Raw genomic sequence first — 21,799 nt, 5'->3', positions numbered from 1 at the left:
GGTGTTTCCGTCTGAAATAATCTGCGGAAATCGCCCGAGATAATCTGCGGTTTGACACCTATCATCTGTCGAAGAGTATCAACACTTAAATTGTAATTGCCACCTGCATTAGTACTATCAACAAACTCACGTACATCATCTACTAAATCAACCTGAACATCATCTGGTACTTCATTAAACACCATATCCAAGCTTTTTGAGCCTGGAAGTAATACAACTTTAAAACTGCATCCAATATTTTGCAATTCTGCAATGTTAGAAGTTTCTAAAGCATTACGCAATGTTACAACTTTACTGTCTTCGTTCAGTTTGTATGCAACAAGGCAGAAAGCAATATCATTATTTCCACCGTTGCTGTATGCTTTTCTTGTAAAATAAAACATTTAATTACCTCCATCTGTTTAAGTCTTTTTTATTTCTTATAAACATCTTTTTGGTACACTACGGTGCACATACATCTCATTTTTTAGTAATTACTGTCACCAAAAACCGCAAAGCGGGAAAGGCGTTTTTTGCACCTTTCCCACTATTCTTAATCTGCACCTTAAAGTACAGCTGAAGTATCGATTCCTGAAAACTGGAAGCTAGTATCCTTCTGCTGTACTTCCATCTCAGCCTGCTTCTTCTTTAAAGCCTCAGTAAGATCTGCTACATCGATGTAGGTACTAACTAACTTGTCGATACTTGGTTTGTAATTATCATTGTAATTACTCTGAATCTTCTTACAAGATTCAACAAGAGTATTCATCATAGGGTTGTCATCTGCATGAGCAACAACTACTCTTGCCAATTCGTTAACGGAATCAATAACTTTTCCATTAACGGCAGTAACCAACTGCTCCTGAATTTCGAGCAACTGCTCGGTACTTAATGTTAATGCCATTATTCTCTACCTCCTAATTAAAAGCCTGATCTGTCTTGTTAACAATGTCAATATACTTGCGAGCATTGTCACACAGTTCTGTGAAAACACTAATCATCTGCTCTGTTCCCTCAATACCAGCTTCAGCAGCAGCAACTAATTTAGCAGAACCGGTGGACTGTCCGTACTCCAAACAATTGTTAACACCAGCTCTCATAGTAGAAAACAGTTCAGATTCAAACATCTCAACTACCCCCTGGAGTTTGCTGGTTACCTCAACATCATAAATATCAGCCATGCTTCTATCTCCTTTCTGTATTTCATTTTACACTTTTTTATAACAAAAATTATGAATATTCAAGGTCGTTATTACTAAAGTGATCATTCCTTTTTTGCAATATGATTTTCAAGCATAAAGTCTTTAGCACGCTCAAAAACTTGCTCTTTCGTTAGCAGATACTGTTTACCGACAACATTAATAATCTCCTCGGAAGTCTCTCCACCGTAATAGAACACTTCCTTGTCAATTAAGAAATTCATATACAACCCACAGGCAGCACCTACTTTAGTTAGTTGCTTAATTTCATCTTTCTGAAAAATATTTACATCAGGAGCAATAACGAAAACAAACCTGTATGTATCAGTTAAGGAGTCGATACTAAGCATGAACTTATTATGTTCATCAATATCTTCGTGCTCACGCATAATATTGACCTTTCTGTAATTCAACTCGTCCGCTAATTCATCTACTGCTTCCTTGTATGAATCTTCAGATGCACACACATTACACAGATTATTCATACTAGTAACTAGGGTGTTTTCACACTCACTTGGGTTAGAGACAAAAGTTACAAAATCAATGCCAGAACGAATTTTATCATAAACAACAATATTATACGCTGCCGGACTAAGCCTCGCTCTAACCTGTGAAACTATTAATCTAATAAAAGAAATAGCATCCTCAATCTCTGAATACAGGAACAAGCAACTTTCCTTAGGGTAATTAAACATAACAGGCTTATTGTCTCTCACATCAAACAGAAACTCTCTATCCAGTAAAAACTTATCACCAATACTATCCTTAGGTAAAAACTTTTCTTGAATACCTCCTAATGCTTCTTCCAGTAAAGATTTCTTTTCCCGGTATTTATTAGACAGTGCATTTATAGCATCCGCTTTCTCCTGAATACTGCTCTCAAGTCTTGACATTTCAGCATTACAATGCTCAATAGCTATAGCATGCTCCTGTTTAACACTTCCATCATCGAATTGAAAACTAGACTTTGCTTCAATAGAGCACTGGTCAATATCAGACTGGGCTTCACTAATACGATTCCGAATATCTTCCATTCTTTCTGTGTACTCAGCCTCTATTTCACTTCTACGTTCTTCGTATGCCTTGGCTACCTTATCATCAAACTCATTAGCACGAGTATCCATACTATCTTTTATAGCATCCTGCAAAAGTAACAAAATATAAATATTATAACTTTGCTTTGCACAGTACCAGCTAGCCACTGTAACACAAACCAAAACTACTGGAAATACATACTCTGCAAACAACTTAGTAAGTACAAGTAAGATAGCTGCAACTACAAGCACTGCATACCGATTCTTATTGACTTTATCATAATTCAGATTATTAATTACTGAACTAATTTTTAGCAAAGCTCCCGTAATAGTTCCGCTTCGTTCCAAAGTATCCATTTTAGCCAGGTAATCTACATTGTAAACTCCTGCTTTTGTAAGCAAAAAGCAAACCACCTAAACACCTCCAAATGCATCTATTATTTTTGTATTATCACCTGTTACATTGGCAGCATCAATAGTGCTTTCTGAAAATGTATTTGTGGTACTTTTCTCAGTAAAGCACTCGTCTGTGGAAACTCTAGTGTAAAATCCTGGCAAATTAGTTAACTCTCTAAAGGTTAACGTGCTATTATTAACATTCACTTTTATTTTAGTCATCAACCTCATCTCCTTCCAGCAACCTTGCAAGTTTCTCACCATGTAACATAATATTAACTGCACCACTGTTTTTCTCAAAATACACCCTGGAGCCCACATTTAATCCATTATTAATTAATTGTGCTGGATTAAATACATTAATAACCCTAGCAGCACATCCATCTTTTGTGTACATAGGCTCAATCGACACAGTAACAGCCTGATACACTCTACGTTGTGTCACATGTATATCAGTAATCACACCAGAGTAAAACTGAAAGCTCCAATGTGAAAATTTCAAAGCAATTTGAGTACTTAAATACTGCCCATGAACATCCGGCTCGTAACTAAGGTCATCTACCTCAATAACTACACCATCGCTTGGAATACCCTCACCTTTCTGATGTATCATATCAAGAATCTCAGCTATCCAAAGTTTAAACTCTTCATAACTCTCCGGAATATCATTCCACCTCAACCATAAGTATGGCACAGTAGTTAACCCTGCATTCCGTAGTATCTCAAAGGTTTCATGTTGTGTTTTTGCTAGACCTGGCGCAGAGAATACTAAAGTGTGCAAGTACTTGTAATCAACTAATTCATGAGGCACTCGTAGCATAGAAATAGCTGAAGATTTTGCAGTAGCATACGGTTTATTGTATTTTTGCTGCAAGTATTGTTTTGCACTGTCTTCCACATAACTCTCTCCCCAAATCCGTAACTCCGGTTTTCCAAAATTCAAGCTTTGAGGCATTACCTTTGCAGAATTATCGGTGTAATCAAAACTATCACCATTTCGCCCTCTACTAAGTGACAACCTAAACTTATCATCAAGGTACAGCATCTTAGTATTAACTCCATCTGTCTTTAAAGAAGCAATAAAATCCAAATGTTGTTCTCGAAGAAACTGGAAAAAGGGATACGCATCTTTCATTTCAGTAATTGCCTTAATTGATTTAGACTTGTCCTCATTAAGGTATCTATACAGCTCTTGCCTACCCTGTGTAGGTACCGCATATACCGGTCTAATACCTACCTCTGCAAGTAAATCTTCTGGCACAGGATCATCATCATAAGTTCTTGTAAAGAACTCAGAGACTGAACTACCTTCCTCGCTGCTCTTAAGCCATGCTTCTAGTCGGTCATACACAACATCTTCAATTATAGGTTCTCCTATACGATACATATACCTTGCTAACCGGTACACATCACACATTCGCTCAGAATTGAGCAATTCGTTTAACGTCATTGCAACTTATCCTCCCTATAGCGTCTTGAATACCTGCCAATTTTAACAAGTCTTTGAAATCCTTAAGAGTCTCTTTATCACAATTTAGTACTAAATCTGCTTTCTGAGATGGTGTACACAAAAATGTAACAAAAGGCTCGTTCCTAAATGCAACACCAATAGTCACCCCTATAACTGGAGACAAAAATTTATGTACATCTGTTATTTCTAAATCCTTATACTGTATGCCAGTTAAACTGTCATACACCACTATACTTTCGAATGCACTTAATGCATTTAAAGCATCTGCAGCTGTGTACTTCTTACTCATAAACTCTTCTTTTGTATCAAAGAAACGTGTACACAGCCTAAGCTTTTCTGTCAAAGTTAAGCCTGTCATTGGTGTACCATTACTACCGAATACATCTGTATCATTGTACACACAACACAGTGATGCAAACCTTAGGTCACTTAACATAACATTGTACACATCAGCCTGTATACACCCACTAAAATGTCTACTATCAATAACTGCTCCAACTCTTAACGACTTTACGTATTTTCTTATTAAGTTTTGCATTTCTGCCGTTCCTCCCACAATTCTAAATCGTCATACTCTCCTAGTGTATCATCATCTTCTTCATCCACTTTGAAAGCTGTCATTGCTACAGGTTTCATTCGTTGTCCCTGCGGACTGTTGTTTAATTGCGAATGAAATTTAAACTCGCCTGATTCTTTCTTGAACACAGCTTTAGCATTCCTAACAATAAAGCTAAAATACAACCAACGTTTGGATTCCAGCTTTGAAATCTCATAATACGCTGCAGGTAGGTTACACTCAACCTCAACTACGCCATTGTAATCTGCAATAAAATAGCTCTCTGGGGCTGCAACTTCAGCTGTAGGAAATTCCCGTTTTATCTCACGTTCAAAGGATTGTACTCCACGCTTATTCCCCTTGACTGTTATGGTCAGCATAACCTCACCTCGCTCAATATTTAATTTTCAATGTTCTCACTTGGTTCTTCCGGTATTGTAGACTCCGCAGGCACATCTGGTTCTGGTGTGTCTGGCTCTACTGATGGAAGCTCAGGCTCTGGTATTTCTGTCTCTACTGGTTCAATTGGAACTTCCGGCATCTCTGGCTCAGGTGTTTCTGTCTCTACGGGTGTTTCTGTCTCTGCAGGTTCCGGTACTTCTGTCTCTGTCGGTTCCGAAGTCTTTGTAGGCTTATGCTCAGGTGTCTTCGTAGACTTCGGCTTCTCAATTATTGGTTTAACCGTATCCTGTGTTACTCCCTTATCCTCTTCAGCCTCTGCTGGCAACTCTTTCTTTTGTGGAGCTTTAAATGCTGGCTGGTTCTTCTTGTTAATACCTTCCTGCACACTCTGCCAAACCTGCAGTGGGTAGGTACTACCCCACAACACAGAAGTCTTTCTATTATCATCGTACCCGACATAAACCGCTACAGCGTAGCTAGGTGTACTTCCGCAAAACCAAGCACTCCTTTGTTCATTTGTAGTTCCTGTCTTGCACATAACCGGAATACTGCTATCTAATTTCAATGCTCTAGCAGTACCATATTTAGCCACACCTTCAAGTATCTGAACCATCTTACGACTTGCGTCTTTTGTGTAAACCTGTTCTGTTTCCTGTGTTGTAATTAAAGTTACCCCACCGTTTGTTGTAATCTTATCAATGCAGGTTGGCTCTCTCCAAGTACCGTCATTTACTAAAGCAGCGTACCCACTCGCCATTTCAACTGTTGTGCTTCCGTAAGTCAATCCGCCTAATGCTGCTGGTGGGTAGTAATCACTTGGAACAATTCTCGCAAAATGCATACTCTGCAATTTTTCTAAACTTTTCTTGCATCCCATTTGCGTAAACAGCTGCCAGGCAACACTATTCTTACTCTGCCACACAGCCTGCTCTAGACGTATCCTCCCCGCATAACTACCACCTGAATTACTTGGACCGTCTGCTATCTTTTTATCCTCAACAATACTCTCTGGCTCGTACCCAAGTTCAAGAGCCTTAGTATACACCGCTAATGGTTTGATTGAACTTCCCGGTTGTCTGTAACTCTGAAATGCACGGTTTAAAGTGTAAGTGCCAGTATTCTGCGTTCTGCCACCAACTACAGCAACTACCTTACCTGTGTTGTTATCAACAACAGTTACAGCACCTTGCATACTGTAAATACCATCTTTCTTTTCTTTAAAATTAGTTAGTACTTCATCCAAAGCCTTCTGTGCTACTTTTTGCTTCTTCAAATCTATGGTTGTGTATACCTTGTACCCCTTACGAATCAATGTTTTCTTAGCAGATTCGTAAGTACTATTGTATACCTCCCTGTATTTGCTATATCCTTCATCACTGCTAAAGCTGTACAGAAAGTTAAATCCCTGCGACTTCATAACCTCTCTAACTGCACAATCTATTGCGTAACTAGCCTCGTAATTGTAAAGCTTTTTCGTCTGTGCTTTTACTTTAATAGCAGTGTTGCTTGCTTTCTCGTATTCTGCATCTGTAATCATTTCATTGTTAAGCATTTCCTTCAAAATAACATTTCTTCTTGAAGCAGTATTTTTAGGGTTACTAATAGGATTATAATACGTTGGATTATTAGGAATAGCACACAACGTAACGACCTCATCTAAAGTTAAATCCTTGCACTCCTTGCCATAGTAACCTAATGATGCAGACTGTATCCCATACAACGAATTACCGTAATTAATATTATTTAAGTAAAACTCAAGTATCTGATTTTTACTGTATTTCTTCTCTAACTGCAGAGCCACAAACATCTCTTTTATCTTACGTTCGTAGCTCTGCTCAAAAGTCAAGTAAACATTTCTTGCTAGCTGCTGCGTAATAGTACTACCACCACGTGTTATTTCTCCTTTATTTTTCACAAGCAGAATCGCTGCTTTGGCAGTTGACAACCAATCAACGCCATGGTGACTGTAAAATCTTCTATCCTCTATTGCAACAATAGCATCTTTTACTTCTTGAGGAATATCATCCCACTGCACATACTCACAATTCTGGTCTGATTTTAACTCAGCGATAACAGTACCATCAGCCGCATAAACCATACCTTTACCTGTACCAACGAAATCTTCAGCTGTACTTTCACTTACCAGTTCAACAGCGTCATCCCAGTACACCTTAATTTCTGGATAATACTTGTACACCAAACATGCCGCTACAACTATAACTACAGTCAGTACAGTAAGTACAAAAAACCGCAGTGCAAGGTAAATTCCCCTAAGCACTGCGGCTAAACACTTCCATCCATATCTAATTATCTTCATCTTCGTACCCCAATCTTTAAAAATTGGCAACAAAAAGGGGACAGTTTCCTGTCCCTAAATCCCTATTGGCTTGTACCCATAATACACAGCAAAATCTGTACCATCACCATTGTACTTCTTTAAAAATTCTTTGTACTCCCGAATACTACCCCAAACTTCTTTTGAACTGTTTGTCACATCTATTACTTTTAAATCATCAGTTTGCACTACAGTATGATAAAAACATGCTTCGTCTCTACCGAAGAATGGTGTTCTAAACACGCTGCCTCTCTTACCATTCCTCACACCGTGAAAAGTAATTAAAGTTCCTCGGTTATTCTGTGCAATCCAATCTTCAGCATACTCTGAGCAATCTTTACCTTCAACATACTTAGCCAAAGTAAATCACCCCTTGTACACATCTAAAGCTGCATTGTATTGCTCAACATCACTTACATCAGCCTTTACAATACGTCTGTTAATCAGCTCGTAAACTTTCATAGTACCATCACCTTTGACACCAGTGGTATCTGGTTCAGGTCCAATTGCTATCCAGCAATCATTTGTTTTTAAAGAAACTGACCAATGCTCTCCACCGTATGCACCAAATAGATTAGTGACCTGAAACTCAGAGCCTGCTGCAAATACCACGCCTGTTAGTGAAGTGTGAAATCCTCTTGCTTTATTTAAGTACACATCGCACTTAACTTCCTTGGAGAACACCAAGTAAACAGCTCCATCTTTCACTTCAATTCTAAAGGAATTCAAGAGGTCAATAGCTGCTTTCGACAACGCTAGGAAATCATCATTCTTAACCCTAGGGTCATCAACTATCTTCTTGTTGAAAATACTAATCATTTTTCTGGTGTTAATACTTTCCTCGGCAATACATGCAGCGTAATCAGCTGGATTATTCGAAAAATCTTTAAAAACCTCCTGCCTAAAGTTCATAAACATCTGTAAGTCACTTGCATTAATAAACTCATTACTTGCTGTACATGCAAGTACCTTACCTCTTGTCTTTTTACCAAAGGACTCTATATCTAAAGTCATTTTACTTACCTCCTGAAAATACTTTCTTCATTATACTATCCTGCAATTACCGTGTCAACTAGTTGTTGGACTGTACTCTTGCAGTGTCATATTAAACAGAACGCCAGACGCTGATACATACGCTGTATCCAGAGCTTTTAATTTTAAGCACAGCGGAGTGCTATGGGTTATCGGCTCCACAACAAATTCATGTAATGGAAAATGTAATGCATACTTTTCTGCCAGTTCTTCTATAGGCTCTAGTACAGCACGGTAACCTTCCGGAATACTAAAGGATACACCGAACTCAATCTCAACGCTATCACCTTCAACTGCACGAATTTCTGCACGGCGATCCCACTTCTTTAAATGGCCATTTACATAAACTCTGTATGGTCGTAACTGCACGGCACCGTTAACAACTGTAAGTTTAGGTACTTTATCATCCAAGTAATTTACACCAATTTCCTCAGTAGTGCCCGCCCATGCAAGTGTTAGCAGATACTTTTTAAGCTGATTTAATCGCTTGAGCAGTGCAATACCAGAAGCAACTTTTACCTCGCACTTAGGCTCAGTTGCCTTTTCATTGATTTCAGGTTCTAACTCGTCTATCAACCCCAAATCTATATCCTGTTCTTCATCTACGTATTGTTCTTCTTCAGTGTATTCCGGCGCAAAAATATTACCTATAACAAGCTCAGCGTCATCGTCTTCTTCATCATCTGTAATACTGTCAATTAACTCGATAGTGCTTGTATCATCGTCAATGTATACCACAGGAGACTTACTCGTTAGCTCCACTGTCGACTTATCTACATCTTCTTCCTCAAGTCCGCGAGCAGTAATAACACGTTGTTTTCGTAATTGTACTTTGCTAGTTGAATTGTCTGGATTCTCTATTTCAATAGGAACCATTTTTGTTCTCCGCCGTTTAACAACACTTTTATCTGTAGGGCGTAAATCTGTAGACTTACCCAATTTACTACCAGACTTTTTCTGCAGTAGCAGAAAGATGGGTAAGCCAACAGCCAGCACACACAAGTACACCACTATTAAAGTTTTTAACATTCTAAAACCCTCCTATCACTTCTGTTGCAGTACTTATCTAAGCATGCAGCGTATTCAGCAACAGAGTCAAACACACGAGCCGGCAACTCAAAAGAAACTATCATAAAGCTACCGATTTCTACAAAGTAATGCATGACACTACCGCTTAGCATATACGACAATTTCCCACCGTACTCACTAACAAACTCTTGACTGCACTGCAGTACATCCCCATTGTACTTTCGTACAGGAAACGCATAAATAGCATCTTCAAGTGATTTACTAATAACTTCCATCTGCCTACTCCTTTACTCTACAAATGCACCGTGCAAAAACTCAGTGAGTCCTGCAGGTAAACCATTTTTCATCACAACAATATACACCAAACCTACAACTACGGCTACAACTACAACCTTCGCAATACTCTTTGTAATCTTCTGCACTATACCACCTACAACCATAACTATTAGAAGTAAACCGAATACTACAGGGTCAACTCCAAACCATCCAGCCATTTTAGTAACAATCTCTACAACTCGTTCTTGCATTTAGTTTACTCCTTCCTGCACTCGATTGCCTGTAAATTGCAATAGCTGCTCAGGCTCGCTTAACATCTCATAACTAATACTGCCTTTTGGGACAACAGTACCTGTGCAATCTAATTTAACTGGTTGGAGAGTAATTGTACAACAGTAATCATAAAACGGTGACTCCATACAACTAATCCCGTTCACTACAAACTTATCCTTAAACTCATTCTCTACAACATCACCTACTCTAAATCCGGGCTCATTTTCAATAACAGCCATAACAGCCTTAGAGTAAAGAGTTGTAATACGGTTCCCTTTGTACACCAACGTAGTATTATCCTGCTCTTCAAATGTGTAGTTATCACCCTTCCAAACTATTACGTCCGGTAACACATACGTCTTCACTAAATTTAATTCTGTTACAAGCTTATGTTTTAGTTCAGCATACTCAGCTATTGTTACAGCTATCCACACCTGTTTACCAATCTTACGTATAACTCTTTCGCACATCTCTTTCTCTTTAGGATCAAGTACACTAATCTTTATGGTCTCGCAGTTTAAATCCTGCCATACTTTCTTTAGTGTAGTATTATCATTTGTGCTATTGAATGTAAGTAATCTATCATACTTATCTTGCATAACTTCCTCCAACCCTCTTAAACAATAATTTCTACGGTTTTCCATCGATTATGACACTCGGAACATATCCTACGACGAACTCTTCTTCCACTTCCTGCATCGTATCTTGTATCATAAACAGTGCTGTCACCACCGCACACAGGGCACATCTCCCCTGGCTCACCAACATCAATACTCTGCTCATGCTTGTATGCCTCCGGAAACCGAACCATACTTCCTTTTAACTGTAATGTACTAAGCAAGGCATTCTGTGCATCTTCACTATCATAATAACTACCCATTACCGTTTCTGACCTGTTTCCTCCACAGCTATACACAATCTGGTACTGTTGTTTTGGATTACCTGAGTGAATCACCTTAAATTGTGCACCAGTAGTGTCAACTACCACTGTACCTTCTTGATTTACAACTAACACATCGACTACCTCCTCTATCTTCAATCTTCTACTTACTTATAAAAGTAGACAAGGTAATCTATAGGTTTAGCCACACTTTACAAGTCATAAACTTTAAAAAGGAGGGACCAGCTTTCACTAGTCTCTCCTTGTGTACTACTGTAACTATTTACTTCCAAATGCATCTAAGACCTTCGTATTTGTGAGAACCGTGAACATATCCCTATTTTTACTCCTCACAAAATCAAATACAGCACATACTCGATTAATGCATCTGTCTGAATAACTACCTCCTCGTGCACTGTCCAATGCATCATACATGTTAAATGACGAATCAATCTTTAACTGCTGCCCGTACAACTCTCTACACATATCTACTTGTTTTGAAAATGTTGAACTAAACGGTTTCGATTCCACTTTGCTTGCACAAGCCAAAATTTCTTCATCCAAAGGGTAATACATTTCTCTAGTGTCAGACAAGAACCCAGCACCATTATCAAACATCCATGCACGATACCCATTTACTTCATTGCAAATAAACCATATATTATTCAAATGTCTATCATCATTCAGTATTAAGCTATCGAACTCTAGCATTTTTGTTAAATACTTTCCATAATTCTCTATCCCTAAAGTACGCTCAACAAAATCTACAGTATACAGTATCTTATCTTTTAAAGATAATCTGTCCAATGTTATTTTAGCAGGAACACCATTCACTTGATTTAAAAGTCTTGCCAACGTGACTAAGTATTCATCGCTGCCAAGGAAATCTTTCGAAACGCAACCTCTATAAACTTTACCTTTACAACCAAATCTGGCAAGTGTATACTTTGCAAACTCCTGAAAATTAGAGTGCTCTAATACTAATGTAGCTGCATACTCAGACAATCCTTCATATCCCAAGAAATCCGCCTTGTACCAACTGCCTCTGCGTTTTATTTTAAATTGATTACCCTTAGAGCTGTTCATCTTGCACCTCCAAAATATCAAGCCACATAAAATCACCTTCAACACGACCTTTTGTTCTAATAACTATCTGAAGTGGGTCATAGCTATCAAGTCCTAATTCATAAAGATGTATATACAGCTTATCTCGCGTTCTTGGAAAACATCTATCCTCTAAAAATTCCAGGAAATTATCAAATGTTGGTGTCTCGTTAATCCCGAAAGCACGCTTAAGTAAATTATCAGTATGATTTTTAATTTCAACTTTTCGTTTGTCAAAATCTGCAACAATTTCCGTGCTTACTTCATCTCTATACATATAATTTGCTCTGAACATAGTACCATTACCGCCTTCTGTTTATTATATGAATGCATTTAAAATTTGAATTCTATTACCTTTAAACATGCTTTTGTATCGTTCTAACTGACTAAGCATAAACTTTGTTTCACTGTACCCCATTAAATCTTTTACAGCTTCCATTACACCATCATAATCTATTCTAAATTTTGGAGTGATAGGAAATCCGAATGTGGTAACCTGTTCCTCAAAAGAACCACTTATTGTTGCTCCACAGTAACTATCTTGATTGCTTGTGTGTAATGCCTGACCATTATCAAAAATAGGTGCAGGCTTGAGTGCTCCAGTGTTATGATTATAAACAACCCCGTAATTATGATGATGCCTATCAGGATTCTCAATTAGCATATCGAGCTGCATAACAGTACTCACATACTCTTTAAATTCATTTGGGTTAACGCCGACTACAGCTACAGTATCTAGTAGTAACTTCAATCTGTCTTCTGCATTCTGTAGCACACTTAAATCATTAGCGAGTGTGACTTTACCAGTGACTTTCTTATACAGAGAATGCACAGCTACAAACTCCTCATCATCTGCAAGAAAACTTAAAGACTTACATCCATTATTACCATTGATTTTACACATACTATAATGTGCATACCTATCTGGTGTAATCGTGGAGTGCTCAAGTAGTAATGTAACTAAGTATTCAACTAAACCTTCATGGCCTACTTTATCAATCTTAAAGTACTCATTCCCCATCTTGAACTTTATTTGAGTTCCTTCACTTGTTGCACTATTTAGGGCTCTGTAGTTATCTTGTAAAGTATACTCGTTTTCAATCATCCTCTCACCTTCACATCATCCCAAGTTAAATCTGTGGGGTCATCATCGAACTTAAACCATAAGAAATCTTTATCCAACACACCATGAGTTTTCCGGAGAATATCGTAAACATTATACTCCTGTAACCCGAGATAGTTTGCAACATCCGCAGTCCACCTACACGGAGGAATAACTCTTTCTTCCAAGCTGCTTGTAACATCGAAAAAAGTTGTAGATTTAGGAAATGGGTGCAGCATAACATTACTCGTATACACCTCGTTCTTTATTAACTTACCATTAACTATTTCAAGTCTACCTGTTTTTGCGTATCTGTGATAAACATCACAACAAAATACTACTCCTTCCATACTGATTGCCTCTTTATTATTTAAAATATTAACATCTCTTTGTTTAAAGTTCTTAATCTTGCAGCCTGATTATTATCCGTAACACTCCTAATAAATCTATGGTATGGCAAATACTGCTTATTACCTTTTATCTCATAAAAATCTCTAGTGAGTGCAATGCACAAATAATCTTCGTGGAGAAATTGGAAATTCAGCTCATTTGATCTTTTGTTTGATACTGTAATTTCTAAAGCTATGCTATTAAGTAGATTAACATAATCCACTTCATGTCCATATTCATCTTTAAACTCAAAAGAGCCTTTCTCTGGAAGAATTCCTCGTACGTTGCACTCAACTATACTACCAAGCAGTGCTGTGGGAAGCCTTTCAGGTAGATTCTCCTTTAAAATATCTTTTAATATTCCAATGTAAAACATCGGATATCGTATACAAACATTGTAACTTCTAAAAAGTTCATCCTTATAATTAATCTTAGAATCACTTGACATCAAATCCATATAAATATTAGGTACACTCTCAAAACTACCTGATACTGGCGTAATTGTAATTAAACCAGCTCTATACAAAAATAAAAATGCCTGTTTTAACGTCTCTAAATCCTTGGTCCTGAAATCATTGTATCTTCCAACGAAGGAATTGGCTATTCTATTTCCAACTTCATCTGCACCTAGCTGTCTGCATACTTCTCTAAAATAAAAACCGATGGTATCACTTATCTTATCTTTTTTAGCAAACCCATGACTGTTTACATGATTATGCAAGGTAAACAAGGTAGCGTAGCACACATCCAGAAGTGTATTTGTATCTAGGAGAAAACTTTCATTTCCCAGGATACAGTTGCTTGTCTTTTGATTTGAAATTACTGTTTCTTCCAGACAACCTCTCAAATAATCCTCAATAGAAACAAAACCATAAAACTCATCTACTTCATACAAAAATCTATTGTAACTATCTTCTGTGGACTCAGCTATACCTTTGTAAGAGAGCCATTCGCTATACCTCAAAAAATCAACACGAACAAATGATGCATTTCCACAGAAAGCCCTATTCGCCCATGCTTCTAATGCAACTGATTGACTGCCGGTAAATACAACTTTTGTATTATGACACGGTCTTTCTGACAACTGAATTGCGAGCTCATTAATTTCTTGTTCTGGTAAATGAGCATAGGTAATTTCATCCAGTAAGAACACTCTCTGTAAATTTTCTTTCATTGCAGATTTAATGGAGTCAAATACCTCCATACTTTCTTCTTTAGATAATATTTTAAAATTATGATACTCAGCTTTGTCAGTACTTTGATTTAGTTGTAACAAGGCTACCGTTTTACCACACTTTCGGGGGCCAAGTAAAAAGATTATATTCGTCTTGGCTACAACATTTTTAAGCTCATAATAAAAATCTCTTTTAAACTCAAACCCTATAGTTTCTTTACTCATTATACCACCTCCCATCACTTTTCTTTCCTGTCTAGAAAGCTGAAATATCACGTACACTCACATGACTGTAAACAAGATCCTGTGATTCCACACCATTACTCACCAAAAATTGTTTAACCAATGGAAACGCTTGTTCTATCTGTTTCTGATGCACCTTGTAATTCTTTATACATCTGCTTATAGCTTCCCATCTTGTAAGAGCAGGTGCAAAATTATAAAACTCTTCAGTAAACACCACGCATCCTTCAGCTTCATCTAGCAAATCCTCAATTATATGACTGCTAGCATACTTAATCCAATTGACTTCTAGGTTATACTTTATACATAATTCTACAGATTGTTGTAGTAGGTAACCCACTGTATTTAATTCCCGTTCATCTCCTGTTACAATCCTGTAATTCTTTAAAGCACTTCTGTAGTTATACGCTGCTATGTCCAGTAAAGTTTCATCTTTCATACACCACTACACCGGTCCTTTCAATTTCATTTTAAAGTCTAGTGTCTACTTCAAAGTTAGTAAACACATCAACAGGAACACCTACTTTTGGTGCCCTTATAACTTCATCCTTGTCTAACTCAACGTAAATATCAATATCACTCCAAGGGTTACACGCTGATGTTACACTGCTGCCAAATACAACCACCTTTTTTCACTGTTGTATTCTTTGACCAATTATTCAGAATGGTTGCAACATCCCTTTGCTGTGTTGGGAATATCTTGGTAACATTTAAGTACTGGAAATCATTTTCCTTTAAAACATTATTCCACTCTGCCATTGATTTTCCTCCTGAGGTTCAGCAAGAATTCTACTTATCTAGCTTTTTGGTTGGAAATACTTGCATTAATTCGTTTTACTTTTGCTCGTCTTAGTAATTTACTCATACTATCTGAACTCCTTTTAAAACTTCCTTGTAAACACGTTCATTTGTCTGCAACATATCATACCACAATATATCAGCATTCCAATTACAACACTCCTGTACAATCTCAGATATCTCATTTTTAGTTTCTCTATTAACATACCGTTCATTAAGTCGAATCACCAAGTCTAAATCGCTATGAATATTACACCTTAAATTGACTGAACTTCCAAACAACACTACTGCACATACCCTATCATCATTTCTTAAAGCATTGTTTATCTTGTTAACACTGGCCTGCTGTAGTGGATGAATATAACTCATAGGGACTACATCATTCTCTGCTACTACGGGGAAGTAATACCTTTTATCTCGCTCTTGTTCCCATGTGTAATCAATATACTTCATAGTGACCTCCTGTTTAGCATTTCCTGCATTTACAATAGTGGTTCAGTATACATCACCTTCTATTTCTGTAAGAGTTTTAATTCATCTATAGAAATACCTGTGATTTCGCTGATAACTTCTAAAGTAAAGCCTTTATCGAGCATATGTCTTACAATCTCTGTTTTTCCTTCTTCTCTTCCTACTGCAATACCTTCTTCTCTTTCTTCTAAGAGTTCTCTTCTATGAGCTGTCATACTTTTATCTACCACCTTTATTTCTGTAAGAGTTTTAATTCCTCTATGGAAATACCTGTGATTTCACTGATAACTTCTAAAGTAAACCCTTTATCAAACATACGCTTTGCAATCTCTGCTTTACTTTTTGCCTTTCCTACTGCAATACCTTCTTCTCTTCCTTCTTCTCTTTCTTCTAAGAGTTCTCTTCTATGAGCTGTCATACCTTCCACATCCTTCCTTAAATTAGGTGTACAAACCTTCACATACCTTTCCATCTTCTTGTTATCTAATTTGTCCTGAAACAGTAATGTAAGAAATTCCAAAATTCCAGTGTTCATTTCTTCAAGCTTTATCTTATCAATATCCTTATCTAAGAATATAAACCGAATATGTTGCATATTCACACCTTCGTTGTACCACATTCCAATGATTACTGTTTGAATGAGTCCATAATGGTAAGATTAGTTCTTTTCTTCTTAAGTTGTTCTAACACATCATTTAGATTACCTTCATGTAAAACTTTATCATAATCCTTTTCAAACTCGAGTAATAATTCTCTATTACCAACTTCTTCATCTTTTACATTACAATAATCTATTTTCCCAGAAATAACGTCACTAACGAAGGACCAGGCTGCGTCACTAATCTCAGCTGTGCTACCATACAGCTTTAAGCAGGCATCTTTTATTTTATCAATTGAAATATTAGGACTCTCTTGAATAACCCCAACAATATCAGACATATCATTCTTGTACACACGAAAAGACTTCAACTTCATTGCTACTAAGAAAGCATCTTCAATAATTCTAACCTGTAAAACTTGATTATAAGTCTTATAGAATTTACTGTGTTCAATTAATGCTTTAGAATACGATCTTGTCTTTACAAAATCTGAATTAAGCCAATTTGGATCTATTTTATTTTTATCAGAAACTCGTCGCACTGCATCTTTTATGGAACTTGCACCTGCAGATAATATAGCATCTATATCCTGTGTTGTTTCTCTGAAACCATACCTTAGAGCAATTGCGGCACCGCCAACAATAATAAGCTCAAAATTCGCCTTTCTACCAAACTCATTTTTTAACTCTCTGCTTAAGTCCCGTAAATTATATTCCATTTCCTCTTTAGTCAGAAATTCAGCATACATCGTATACATCACCCTCTATTATACCATAATTTAAAAATTCTTTAATTGGGGTAAATGGCAGATTGTCCTCCACCCCCATTACCCTTACAGACAGTGGATAAATTACAGGATTTAATTTATACACTCTATATGTGTCATACTTTGAACACAGTGAAACTCCAATCTTTTGAGACAAATAATCCGACATTGCTAATAAATAGAGAGCTTCCTCTTTCCTACCTAATGCCCACCTGTCTTCAATTTCAGTGGACTGCAGAAGTTCACTTAAAAATGAGATATCTCCTCTATTTTTTAGTCTATGGCATGTATTACTTTTGAAAAGTTCAAAATCTTGAGCTGTGTATTTCAGTTGTCCTTCATATCTTAATACCTTTTCCATTAACTCAAGCACATAGCGTGGTGGGGTACGATAACCCTGTTCCCAATGTTGTATACTACTTAATGGAACTCCAACTACATCTGCAAATTTATGCTGTGATAATCCAGTTTTTCTTCTTAATTCTTTTACAGTCATAATATCACCTCTATTTCATTATATCCCATTGAGATACAATTATCAAGTGCAAATTAACGCTATTAATGAGCATAGCTACTGATAGGAGTTTTACTATGTAGTAAGTATACCACATTACTCTCCTATTTAACAGTATTTTGTTTAAAACAAAAGGTAGGGCTGTTAACCCTACCTTCCGTGAATTAAATAATCTTATAGAATTGTATCTTGTTTAAAAATACACAAATTTCCATTATCAAGTGTAATCAGTGCTTTATAATCAAGAAAACCTTCAAGTTGTTTACTACTCACTGTACGAACACACTTCATTAAATCATCTAAGGTGGTGGCATTTGCTACCTTATCTTTAGCTGTTCTACTTGCATACATCATAAACTGACTTTGAGGCTCAAGTTTATAACAACTTTTTTCCCAATCCCAACCAATCACACTAATTAAGCCTTGCTTTGCTAAGGGTTCTAAAATACTTTTTGGCAAATACACAACTTTCTCAATTCTGTCCCTATTCAATGTGGCTAAAATGCCGGAAACCGAATCAAATTTGTTACTATCATCAGCAACAAATGCAACAATTCTAAACATTTTTATTCCTTCTTTCTTTTTTATTGTTTTTATGTTATACTACAGTAAAGCAAACATAGGAGGTGTTACCAATGTACAGTGAAGAACTTATTAGCCTGAAAAATAGCATTGAAGCTCTCACTTATTCTCTTACTGAAACTAACCAGCTTCTTCAAACACTTTTAATGTCAACTCAGGAGCCTACTAATGCACAAAAAGCATTCGAGTTTAAGCTACCAAGTAAAGACGAAATTCTATAAACAAAGGTAGGGCTGTTAACCCTACCTTCTGTATTACTAGTGTGTTCCTCCACTAGTGTAATCATCTAATGCTGTACGGTCTAAGTCGAATAGTACGAAGTCTCCTTCTTGGAAACTAATTACCTTACCGCTACTATCTCTCTTTTGACCAAGCTTTTTCTCCATCTGCCACATATCACAGTTATTGGTTTCACCGTATCTTAACCTTGGTTTACCACCATTTAATGTGTAAATATCAAAGTTAAGCATAAGATACCCGTCTTTTAACCAAAAATCCTCCTTGTAGTCAATACCAACAGTTGTTGCTGGTGTTCTAACGTCGTATCCTTTTGGTACTACATGAATACTGGCAGGTAGATAATAACTACACCACCATTGTTGTACACTCTCGGATTTCTCTCTGTAAGCAACACCATTCGGAAGTACCAATTTCTTTCCAGTCACAGGACTGTCCGGCGTTAGTGTAGCATGCCATGTACCATAAAATGTACGCATTGATGCTGGAATCATAATATTTCCAAATGTAAACACATTCTTGGAATCCGCTGTCCAGTTACTAATAGACTTGTAACCAAGCATCTTCGCAGTCTCACTAAGTACGGTATTGCTGATATAATAAACATCATCCCGTATATTAGAAGACTTCTTATTAGTCAAATCAAGTGGACTTCCTATCTGCACCAGCCGCTGGTACACCCCGTTAATGGTTTCATCGTAGTAAACATCTACCTCTTGTCGGACTCCAGTTTTCTTATTAATATAGTAGAACTTAGGAACAATTCTTACGTAATCATCTCCATCTGCCATATCTCCAACTGTAGTTAACTGGAATCGAACATTGTAACCAGGTCTAAGTACTCCTTCATTTGGGTACTCAGGATGGTCACCATTTACCATTGGGAATGTCTTGCTGGCTTTGTTAATAGGATTAATAACTCCGTTTTGATTAGCTAAACCAGACTTGTACACTGTACCTGATTTAGCATAGGTATTCTTAACCCTAAACACGGACTGCCATATAGGGTAATCACTAACATCGAAAATATTCAATCCGTACACCCTACCACTAATCTCGGCTACATCGTAGTTTCTGGCAACGTAGTTATCTCTGCTTGCATTATAACTATCCTCCTGCTCCAGTATCTTTCCATTTGGTAAACAGTTGATAGCGATTGTTCTAGACTTGAATGTTCCAGGAACTTCATCATTCCAAGCTGCTGCCAAGAACTCGGTTTCTCCGCTATCTACTTCAAACCAAGTATTCTTCGGGTAAAACACAGAACCGTCAACTGAGTAAACATCAATAGGGAACTGTACTTCCCAACGCTCTACGTACTTAGAGTAATTCTTGTACCCGTATGCTGGTATATCAAGATGATACCCGACCTCCGGAATATCTATTGTAAACTTAGTGTCTAGCACTATCTGTTTGTCTAAGGTAGGTAATACCATCTGCACGTAAGTATTGTCCTTCTTAATAGCAAACCCGTTTACCACCGGAGTATGAACTATTACATTATTCGTAGGAATACCGTAATTCATATCAGTTGCAGGCTCGCAGCAATCATTTGCTGTACCAGCTGAAGAAGACAACTCGTAGTGTACAGCTGCTTTAGAACTGTAATCATCATTAAGTCTTTCCGGTGGGATTTGAATACCGCTCTTGTAGTAAACGTAGTCTGGTGTCATACCAGGCTCGGAAGGTTTAATTGGTGCTTGTGGTGCAGTTGTTAAACCATCCTGTAGTATAACTTCCTTTTTACCTTTATCATTCCAGAAAGTTGTCTGGTCATTCTGTGCTTTTAAAGATCCTACATGTTTCTCAGCAACATCTTCCCAGTTAACATCAGCTGGTGGGTAACCTTGCTCTGCACCTAGGTAAACATTAGGGTCGTACGTAGCATGAACAAACTCGCCTACAGATTTACTAACTACTTTTGATACTTCACCAGGATTTTTGTAAGCATCCATCGTAATGTATAACGGGTCTGGGAATGAACCATTCCATACAGTTAAATCCTTTGGATGCCATACGTAAAACCAATCTGTAGTCCAGTAAGTAATGTATCTGTAAATCTTGTATGTTCTGCTAACTGTCTGGTCATGGTACTGCTGATAGTAATGAACTACTTCCTCGCCCTTATCATTTTTAGTAGTGTATGACTCTGTAGTGTACCAGTAGTACAACTTGCTTACTGTAACGTAGTACCAAGCCTTAATATCATGCTGCCGTATCTGACCACACGTCTGGTAAGTCTCTACATTAGCTTGAATTGACTCGTACTCACTAGATGGGATACCTTGCTCTGTATCGAAACTGTCTGAAAGCGTGGTATCTGTTCTTATCTCACAATTAAAGTTCTGATTAATTGCTGTAGAACCTGCTGTGGAATCTTGACTATCCTTCACATGCACACCACCGCTATGATGATTCCACTGTAATGATGGGTAATTAGAATCTATGTAGTTAGGTGCTGGAGGAGTTACTACTATAGGGTCCGGTGGTGTCGGGTCTACTTTTGGTATCTCAATTTCACCGTAAACACCTACAGCGTATAAAGGCTCCTCCGGGCATACCAGTGTTAGTTTCGTTCTAGCAGAGGCGTCGGTGCTAGCAATTGGCAGGCTACTTATTGTCCATCCATTATCGGTTGCTCCTCCGTAACCCGCGACACTACCTGAACTTCCGTAGCCGTAAGTGTAAGCCGTACCGTCTGCTGCTCTCGTTGGAAAATTAACAGTCACAGTTTCACCAGGGCAGTAACGCTCATCTGTTGTACCTAAACGACTGTCAGTCAGCGTGTAACTAATCTCTTCGTTTTCGCTTTTTGTAGCTGCGTACATCAGCTGCACGTATGGAACTCTGGCAGCATACCTTACTGTTATTGTAATAGAGCTGTCCTTTGGTACTGTATACTTCGTAGACTCTACCAGTGATTTGTAGTATTTCCATCTGGCAGTATCGTAGTAAAA

Annotated in this window: 32 protein-coding genes; 1 reads left to right on the top strand and 31 read right to left on the bottom strand. The window is 37.5% G+C overall.

Going from position 1 to position 21,799, the window contains the following annotated elements:
* The 30 genes from ASU35_RS13420 to ASU35_RS13290 all read right to left on the bottom strand — a co-directional run.
* Positions 1-383, bottom strand: a 383-nt coding sequence (locus ASU35_RS13420; RefSeq protein WP_147525454.1) for a hypothetical protein, incomplete at its 3' end; no start/stop codon positions are given.
* 161 nt (positions 384-544) lie between these two features.
* Positions 545-883: a hypothetical protein gene (locus ASU35_RS13415; protein WP_058353511.1), complete on the bottom strand. Its 339-nt coding sequence runs from the start codon at positions 881-883 to the stop codon at positions 545-547.
* Positions 884-896: 13 nt separating this feature from the next.
* A complete protein-coding gene (locus tag ASU35_RS13410) occupies positions 897-1,160 on the bottom strand; it encodes a hypothetical protein (protein ID WP_058353510.1) in 264 nt (87 codons plus the stop codon).
* Between the two features lie 83 nt (positions 1,161-1,243).
* On the bottom strand, positions 1,244-2,614 hold the full coding sequence (locus ASU35_RS13405) for a hypothetical protein (protein WP_147525453.1): 1,371 nt from the start codon (positions 2,612-2,614) through the stop codon (positions 1,244-1,246).
* A gap of 12 nt (positions 2,615-2,626) precedes the next feature.
* Complete coding sequence (locus ASU35_RS13400; protein WP_058353508.1) at positions 2,627-2,830, bottom strand: hypothetical protein; 204 nt, start codon at positions 2,828-2,830, stop codon at positions 2,627-2,629.
* Positions 2,823-4,058: an NAD-dependent DNA ligase gene (locus tag ASU35_RS13395; RefSeq protein WP_058353507.1), complete on the bottom strand. Its 1,236-nt coding sequence runs from the start codon at positions 4,056-4,058 to the stop codon at positions 2,823-2,825. Before ASU35_RS13395 ends, ASU35_RS13400 begins: the two co-directional genes overlap by 8 nt.
* Positions 4,030-4,617 carry a hypothetical protein gene (locus ASU35_RS13390; protein ID WP_058353506.1) on the bottom strand — a complete coding sequence of 196 codons (588 nt, stop codon included), beginning with the start codon at positions 4,615-4,617 and terminating at the stop codon, positions 4,030-4,032. Before ASU35_RS13390 ends, ASU35_RS13395 begins: the two co-directional genes overlap by 29 nt.
* The gene (locus ASU35_RS13385; RefSeq protein WP_058353505.1) at positions 4,605-5,015 is read right to left on the bottom strand and encodes a hypothetical protein; all 411 of its coding nucleotides are present in this window, start codon (positions 5,013-5,015) and stop codon (positions 4,605-4,607) included. The genes ASU35_RS13390 and ASU35_RS13385 overlap by 13 nt, the downstream gene beginning before the upstream one ends.
* 20 nt (positions 5,016-5,035) lie before the next feature.
* On the bottom strand, positions 5,036-7,354 hold the full coding sequence (locus ASU35_RS13380; protein WP_147525452.1) for a transglycosylase domain-containing protein: 2,319 nt from the start codon (positions 7,352-7,354) through the stop codon (positions 5,036-5,038).
* A gap of 54 nt (positions 7,355-7,408) precedes the next feature.
* Complete coding sequence (locus ASU35_RS13375; protein ID WP_058353503.1) at positions 7,409-7,732, bottom strand: hypothetical protein; 324 nt, start codon at positions 7,730-7,732, stop codon at positions 7,409-7,411.
* Positions 7,733-7,738: 6 nt separating this feature from the next.
* On the bottom strand, positions 7,739-8,386 hold the full coding sequence (locus ASU35_RS13370) for a hypothetical protein (protein ID WP_058353502.1): 648 nt from the start codon (positions 8,384-8,386) through the stop codon (positions 7,739-7,741).
* Between the two features lie 54 nt (positions 8,387-8,440).
* Positions 8,441-9,433 carry a hypothetical protein gene (locus ASU35_RS13365; protein ID WP_058353501.1) on the bottom strand — a complete coding sequence of 331 codons (993 nt, stop codon included), beginning with the start codon at positions 9,431-9,433 and terminating at the stop codon, positions 8,441-8,443.
* On the bottom strand, positions 9,427-9,708 hold the full coding sequence (locus tag ASU35_RS13360; RefSeq protein WP_058353500.1) for a hypothetical protein: 282 nt from the start codon (positions 9,706-9,708) through the stop codon (positions 9,427-9,429). Before ASU35_RS13360 ends, ASU35_RS13365 begins: the two co-directional genes overlap by 7 nt.
* Positions 9,709-9,720: 12 nt before the next feature.
* Complete coding sequence (locus tag ASU35_RS13355) at positions 9,721-9,960, bottom strand: hypothetical protein (protein WP_058353499.1); 240 nt, start codon at positions 9,958-9,960, stop codon at positions 9,721-9,723.
* Positions 9,961-10,581 (bottom strand): hypothetical protein, encoded by a 621-nt coding sequence (locus ASU35_RS13350; protein WP_058353498.1) that lies wholly within the window; start codon positions 10,579-10,581, stop codon positions 9,961-9,963.
* Positions 10,582-10,598: 17 nt separating this feature from the next.
* Entirely contained in the window at positions 10,599-10,997 is a 399-nt protein-coding gene (locus ASU35_RS13345) for an NrdR family transcriptional regulator (RefSeq protein WP_058353497.1), read from the bottom strand.
* Between the two features lie 144 nt (positions 10,998-11,141).
* Positions 11,142-11,948 (bottom strand): HipA domain-containing protein, encoded by an 807-nt coding sequence (locus tag ASU35_RS13340; protein WP_058353496.1) that lies wholly within the window; start codon positions 11,946-11,948, stop codon positions 11,142-11,144.
* Positions 11,935-12,261: a hypothetical protein gene (locus ASU35_RS13335; RefSeq protein WP_058353495.1), complete on the bottom strand. Its 327-nt coding sequence runs from the start codon at positions 12,259-12,261 to the stop codon at positions 11,935-11,937. The genes ASU35_RS13340 and ASU35_RS13335 overlap by 14 nt, the downstream gene beginning before the upstream one ends.
* Positions 12,262-12,285: 24 nt before the next feature.
* Positions 12,286-13,071: a hypothetical protein gene (locus ASU35_RS13330; RefSeq protein WP_058353494.1), complete on the bottom strand. Its 786-nt coding sequence runs from the start codon at positions 13,069-13,071 to the stop codon at positions 12,286-12,288.
* Positions 13,068-13,418: a hypothetical protein gene (locus ASU35_RS13325; RefSeq protein WP_058353493.1), complete on the bottom strand. Its 351-nt coding sequence runs from the start codon at positions 13,416-13,418 to the stop codon at positions 13,068-13,070. Before ASU35_RS13325 ends, ASU35_RS13330 begins: the two co-directional genes overlap by 4 nt.
* A 20-nt stretch (positions 13,419-13,438) precedes the next feature.
* Positions 13,439-14,857 (bottom strand): AAA family ATPase, encoded by a 1,419-nt coding sequence (locus tag ASU35_RS13320; protein WP_058353492.1) that lies wholly within the window; start codon positions 14,855-14,857, stop codon positions 13,439-13,441.
* A 31-nt stretch (positions 14,858-14,888) separates the two neighbouring features.
* Positions 14,889-15,314: a HEPN domain-containing protein gene (locus ASU35_RS13315; RefSeq protein ID WP_058353491.1), complete on the bottom strand. Its 426-nt coding sequence runs from the start codon at positions 15,312-15,314 to the stop codon at positions 14,889-14,891.
* Between the two features lie 31 nt (positions 15,315-15,345).
* Complete coding sequence (locus tag ASU35_RS20775) at positions 15,346-15,501, bottom strand: nucleotidyltransferase domain-containing protein (RefSeq protein WP_083504310.1); 156 nt, start codon at positions 15,499-15,501, stop codon at positions 15,346-15,348.
* Entirely contained in the window at positions 15,464-15,634 is a 171-nt protein-coding gene (locus ASU35_RS19375; RefSeq protein WP_156059439.1) for a hypothetical protein, read from the bottom strand. Before ASU35_RS19375 ends, ASU35_RS20775 begins: the two co-directional genes overlap by 38 nt.
* Positions 15,635-15,736: 102 nt before the next feature.
* The gene (locus tag ASU35_RS13310) at positions 15,737-16,126 is read right to left on the bottom strand and encodes a nucleotidyltransferase domain-containing protein (RefSeq protein ID WP_058353490.1); all 390 of its coding nucleotides are present in this window, start codon (positions 16,124-16,126) and stop codon (positions 15,737-15,739) included.
* Positions 16,127-16,185: 59 nt separating this feature from the next.
* The gene (locus ASU35_RS19370; protein WP_156059435.1) at positions 16,186-16,359 is read right to left on the bottom strand and encodes a hypothetical protein; all 174 of its coding nucleotides are present in this window, start codon (positions 16,357-16,359) and stop codon (positions 16,186-16,188) included.
* Between the two features lie 17 nt (positions 16,360-16,376).
* Positions 16,377-16,739, bottom strand: coding sequence for a hypothetical protein (locus ASU35_RS13305; protein WP_058353489.1), 363 nt, complete (start codon positions 16,737-16,739; stop codon positions 16,377-16,379).
* A gap of 32 nt (positions 16,740-16,771) precedes the next feature.
* A complete protein-coding gene (locus tag ASU35_RS13300; protein WP_147525451.1) occupies positions 16,772-17,461 on the bottom strand; it encodes a DUF6036 family nucleotidyltransferase in 690 nt (229 codons plus the stop codon).
* Between the two features lie 19 nt (positions 17,462-17,480).
* Positions 17,481-18,005: a helix-turn-helix domain-containing protein gene (locus tag ASU35_RS13295; RefSeq protein ID WP_058353487.1), complete on the bottom strand. Its 525-nt coding sequence runs from the start codon at positions 18,003-18,005 to the stop codon at positions 17,481-17,483.
* A 192-nt stretch (positions 18,006-18,197) separates the two neighbouring features.
* On the bottom strand, positions 18,198-18,587 hold the full coding sequence (locus ASU35_RS13290; protein WP_058353486.1) for a hypothetical protein: 390 nt from the start codon (positions 18,585-18,587) through the stop codon (positions 18,198-18,200).
* Between the two features lie 71 nt (positions 18,588-18,658).
* Here ASU35_RS13290 and ASU35_RS19365 point away from each other — a divergent pair, with 71 nt between their 5' ends.
* Complete coding sequence (locus tag ASU35_RS19365; protein ID WP_156059431.1) at positions 18,659-18,826, top strand: hypothetical protein; 168 nt, start codon at positions 18,659-18,661, stop codon at positions 18,824-18,826.
* A gap of 36 nt (positions 18,827-18,862) precedes the next feature.
* Here ASU35_RS19365 and ASU35_RS19750 read toward each other — a convergent pair whose 3' ends face one another.
* Positions 18,863-21,670: a DUF5704 domain-containing protein gene (locus tag ASU35_RS19750; RefSeq protein ID WP_207644136.1), complete on the bottom strand. Its 2,808-nt coding sequence runs from the start codon at positions 21,668-21,670 to the stop codon at positions 18,863-18,865.
* Positions 21,671-21,799: the final 129 nt, after the last annotated feature.

It is taken from the genome of Acetivibrio ethanolgignens (genome assembly GCF_001461035.1).
Taxonomy (GTDB): Bacteria; Bacillota; Clostridia; order Lachnospirales; family Lachnospiraceae; genus Velocimicrobium; species Velocimicrobium ethanolgignens.
This window is presented reverse-complemented; position numbering and strand designations above follow the sequence as displayed.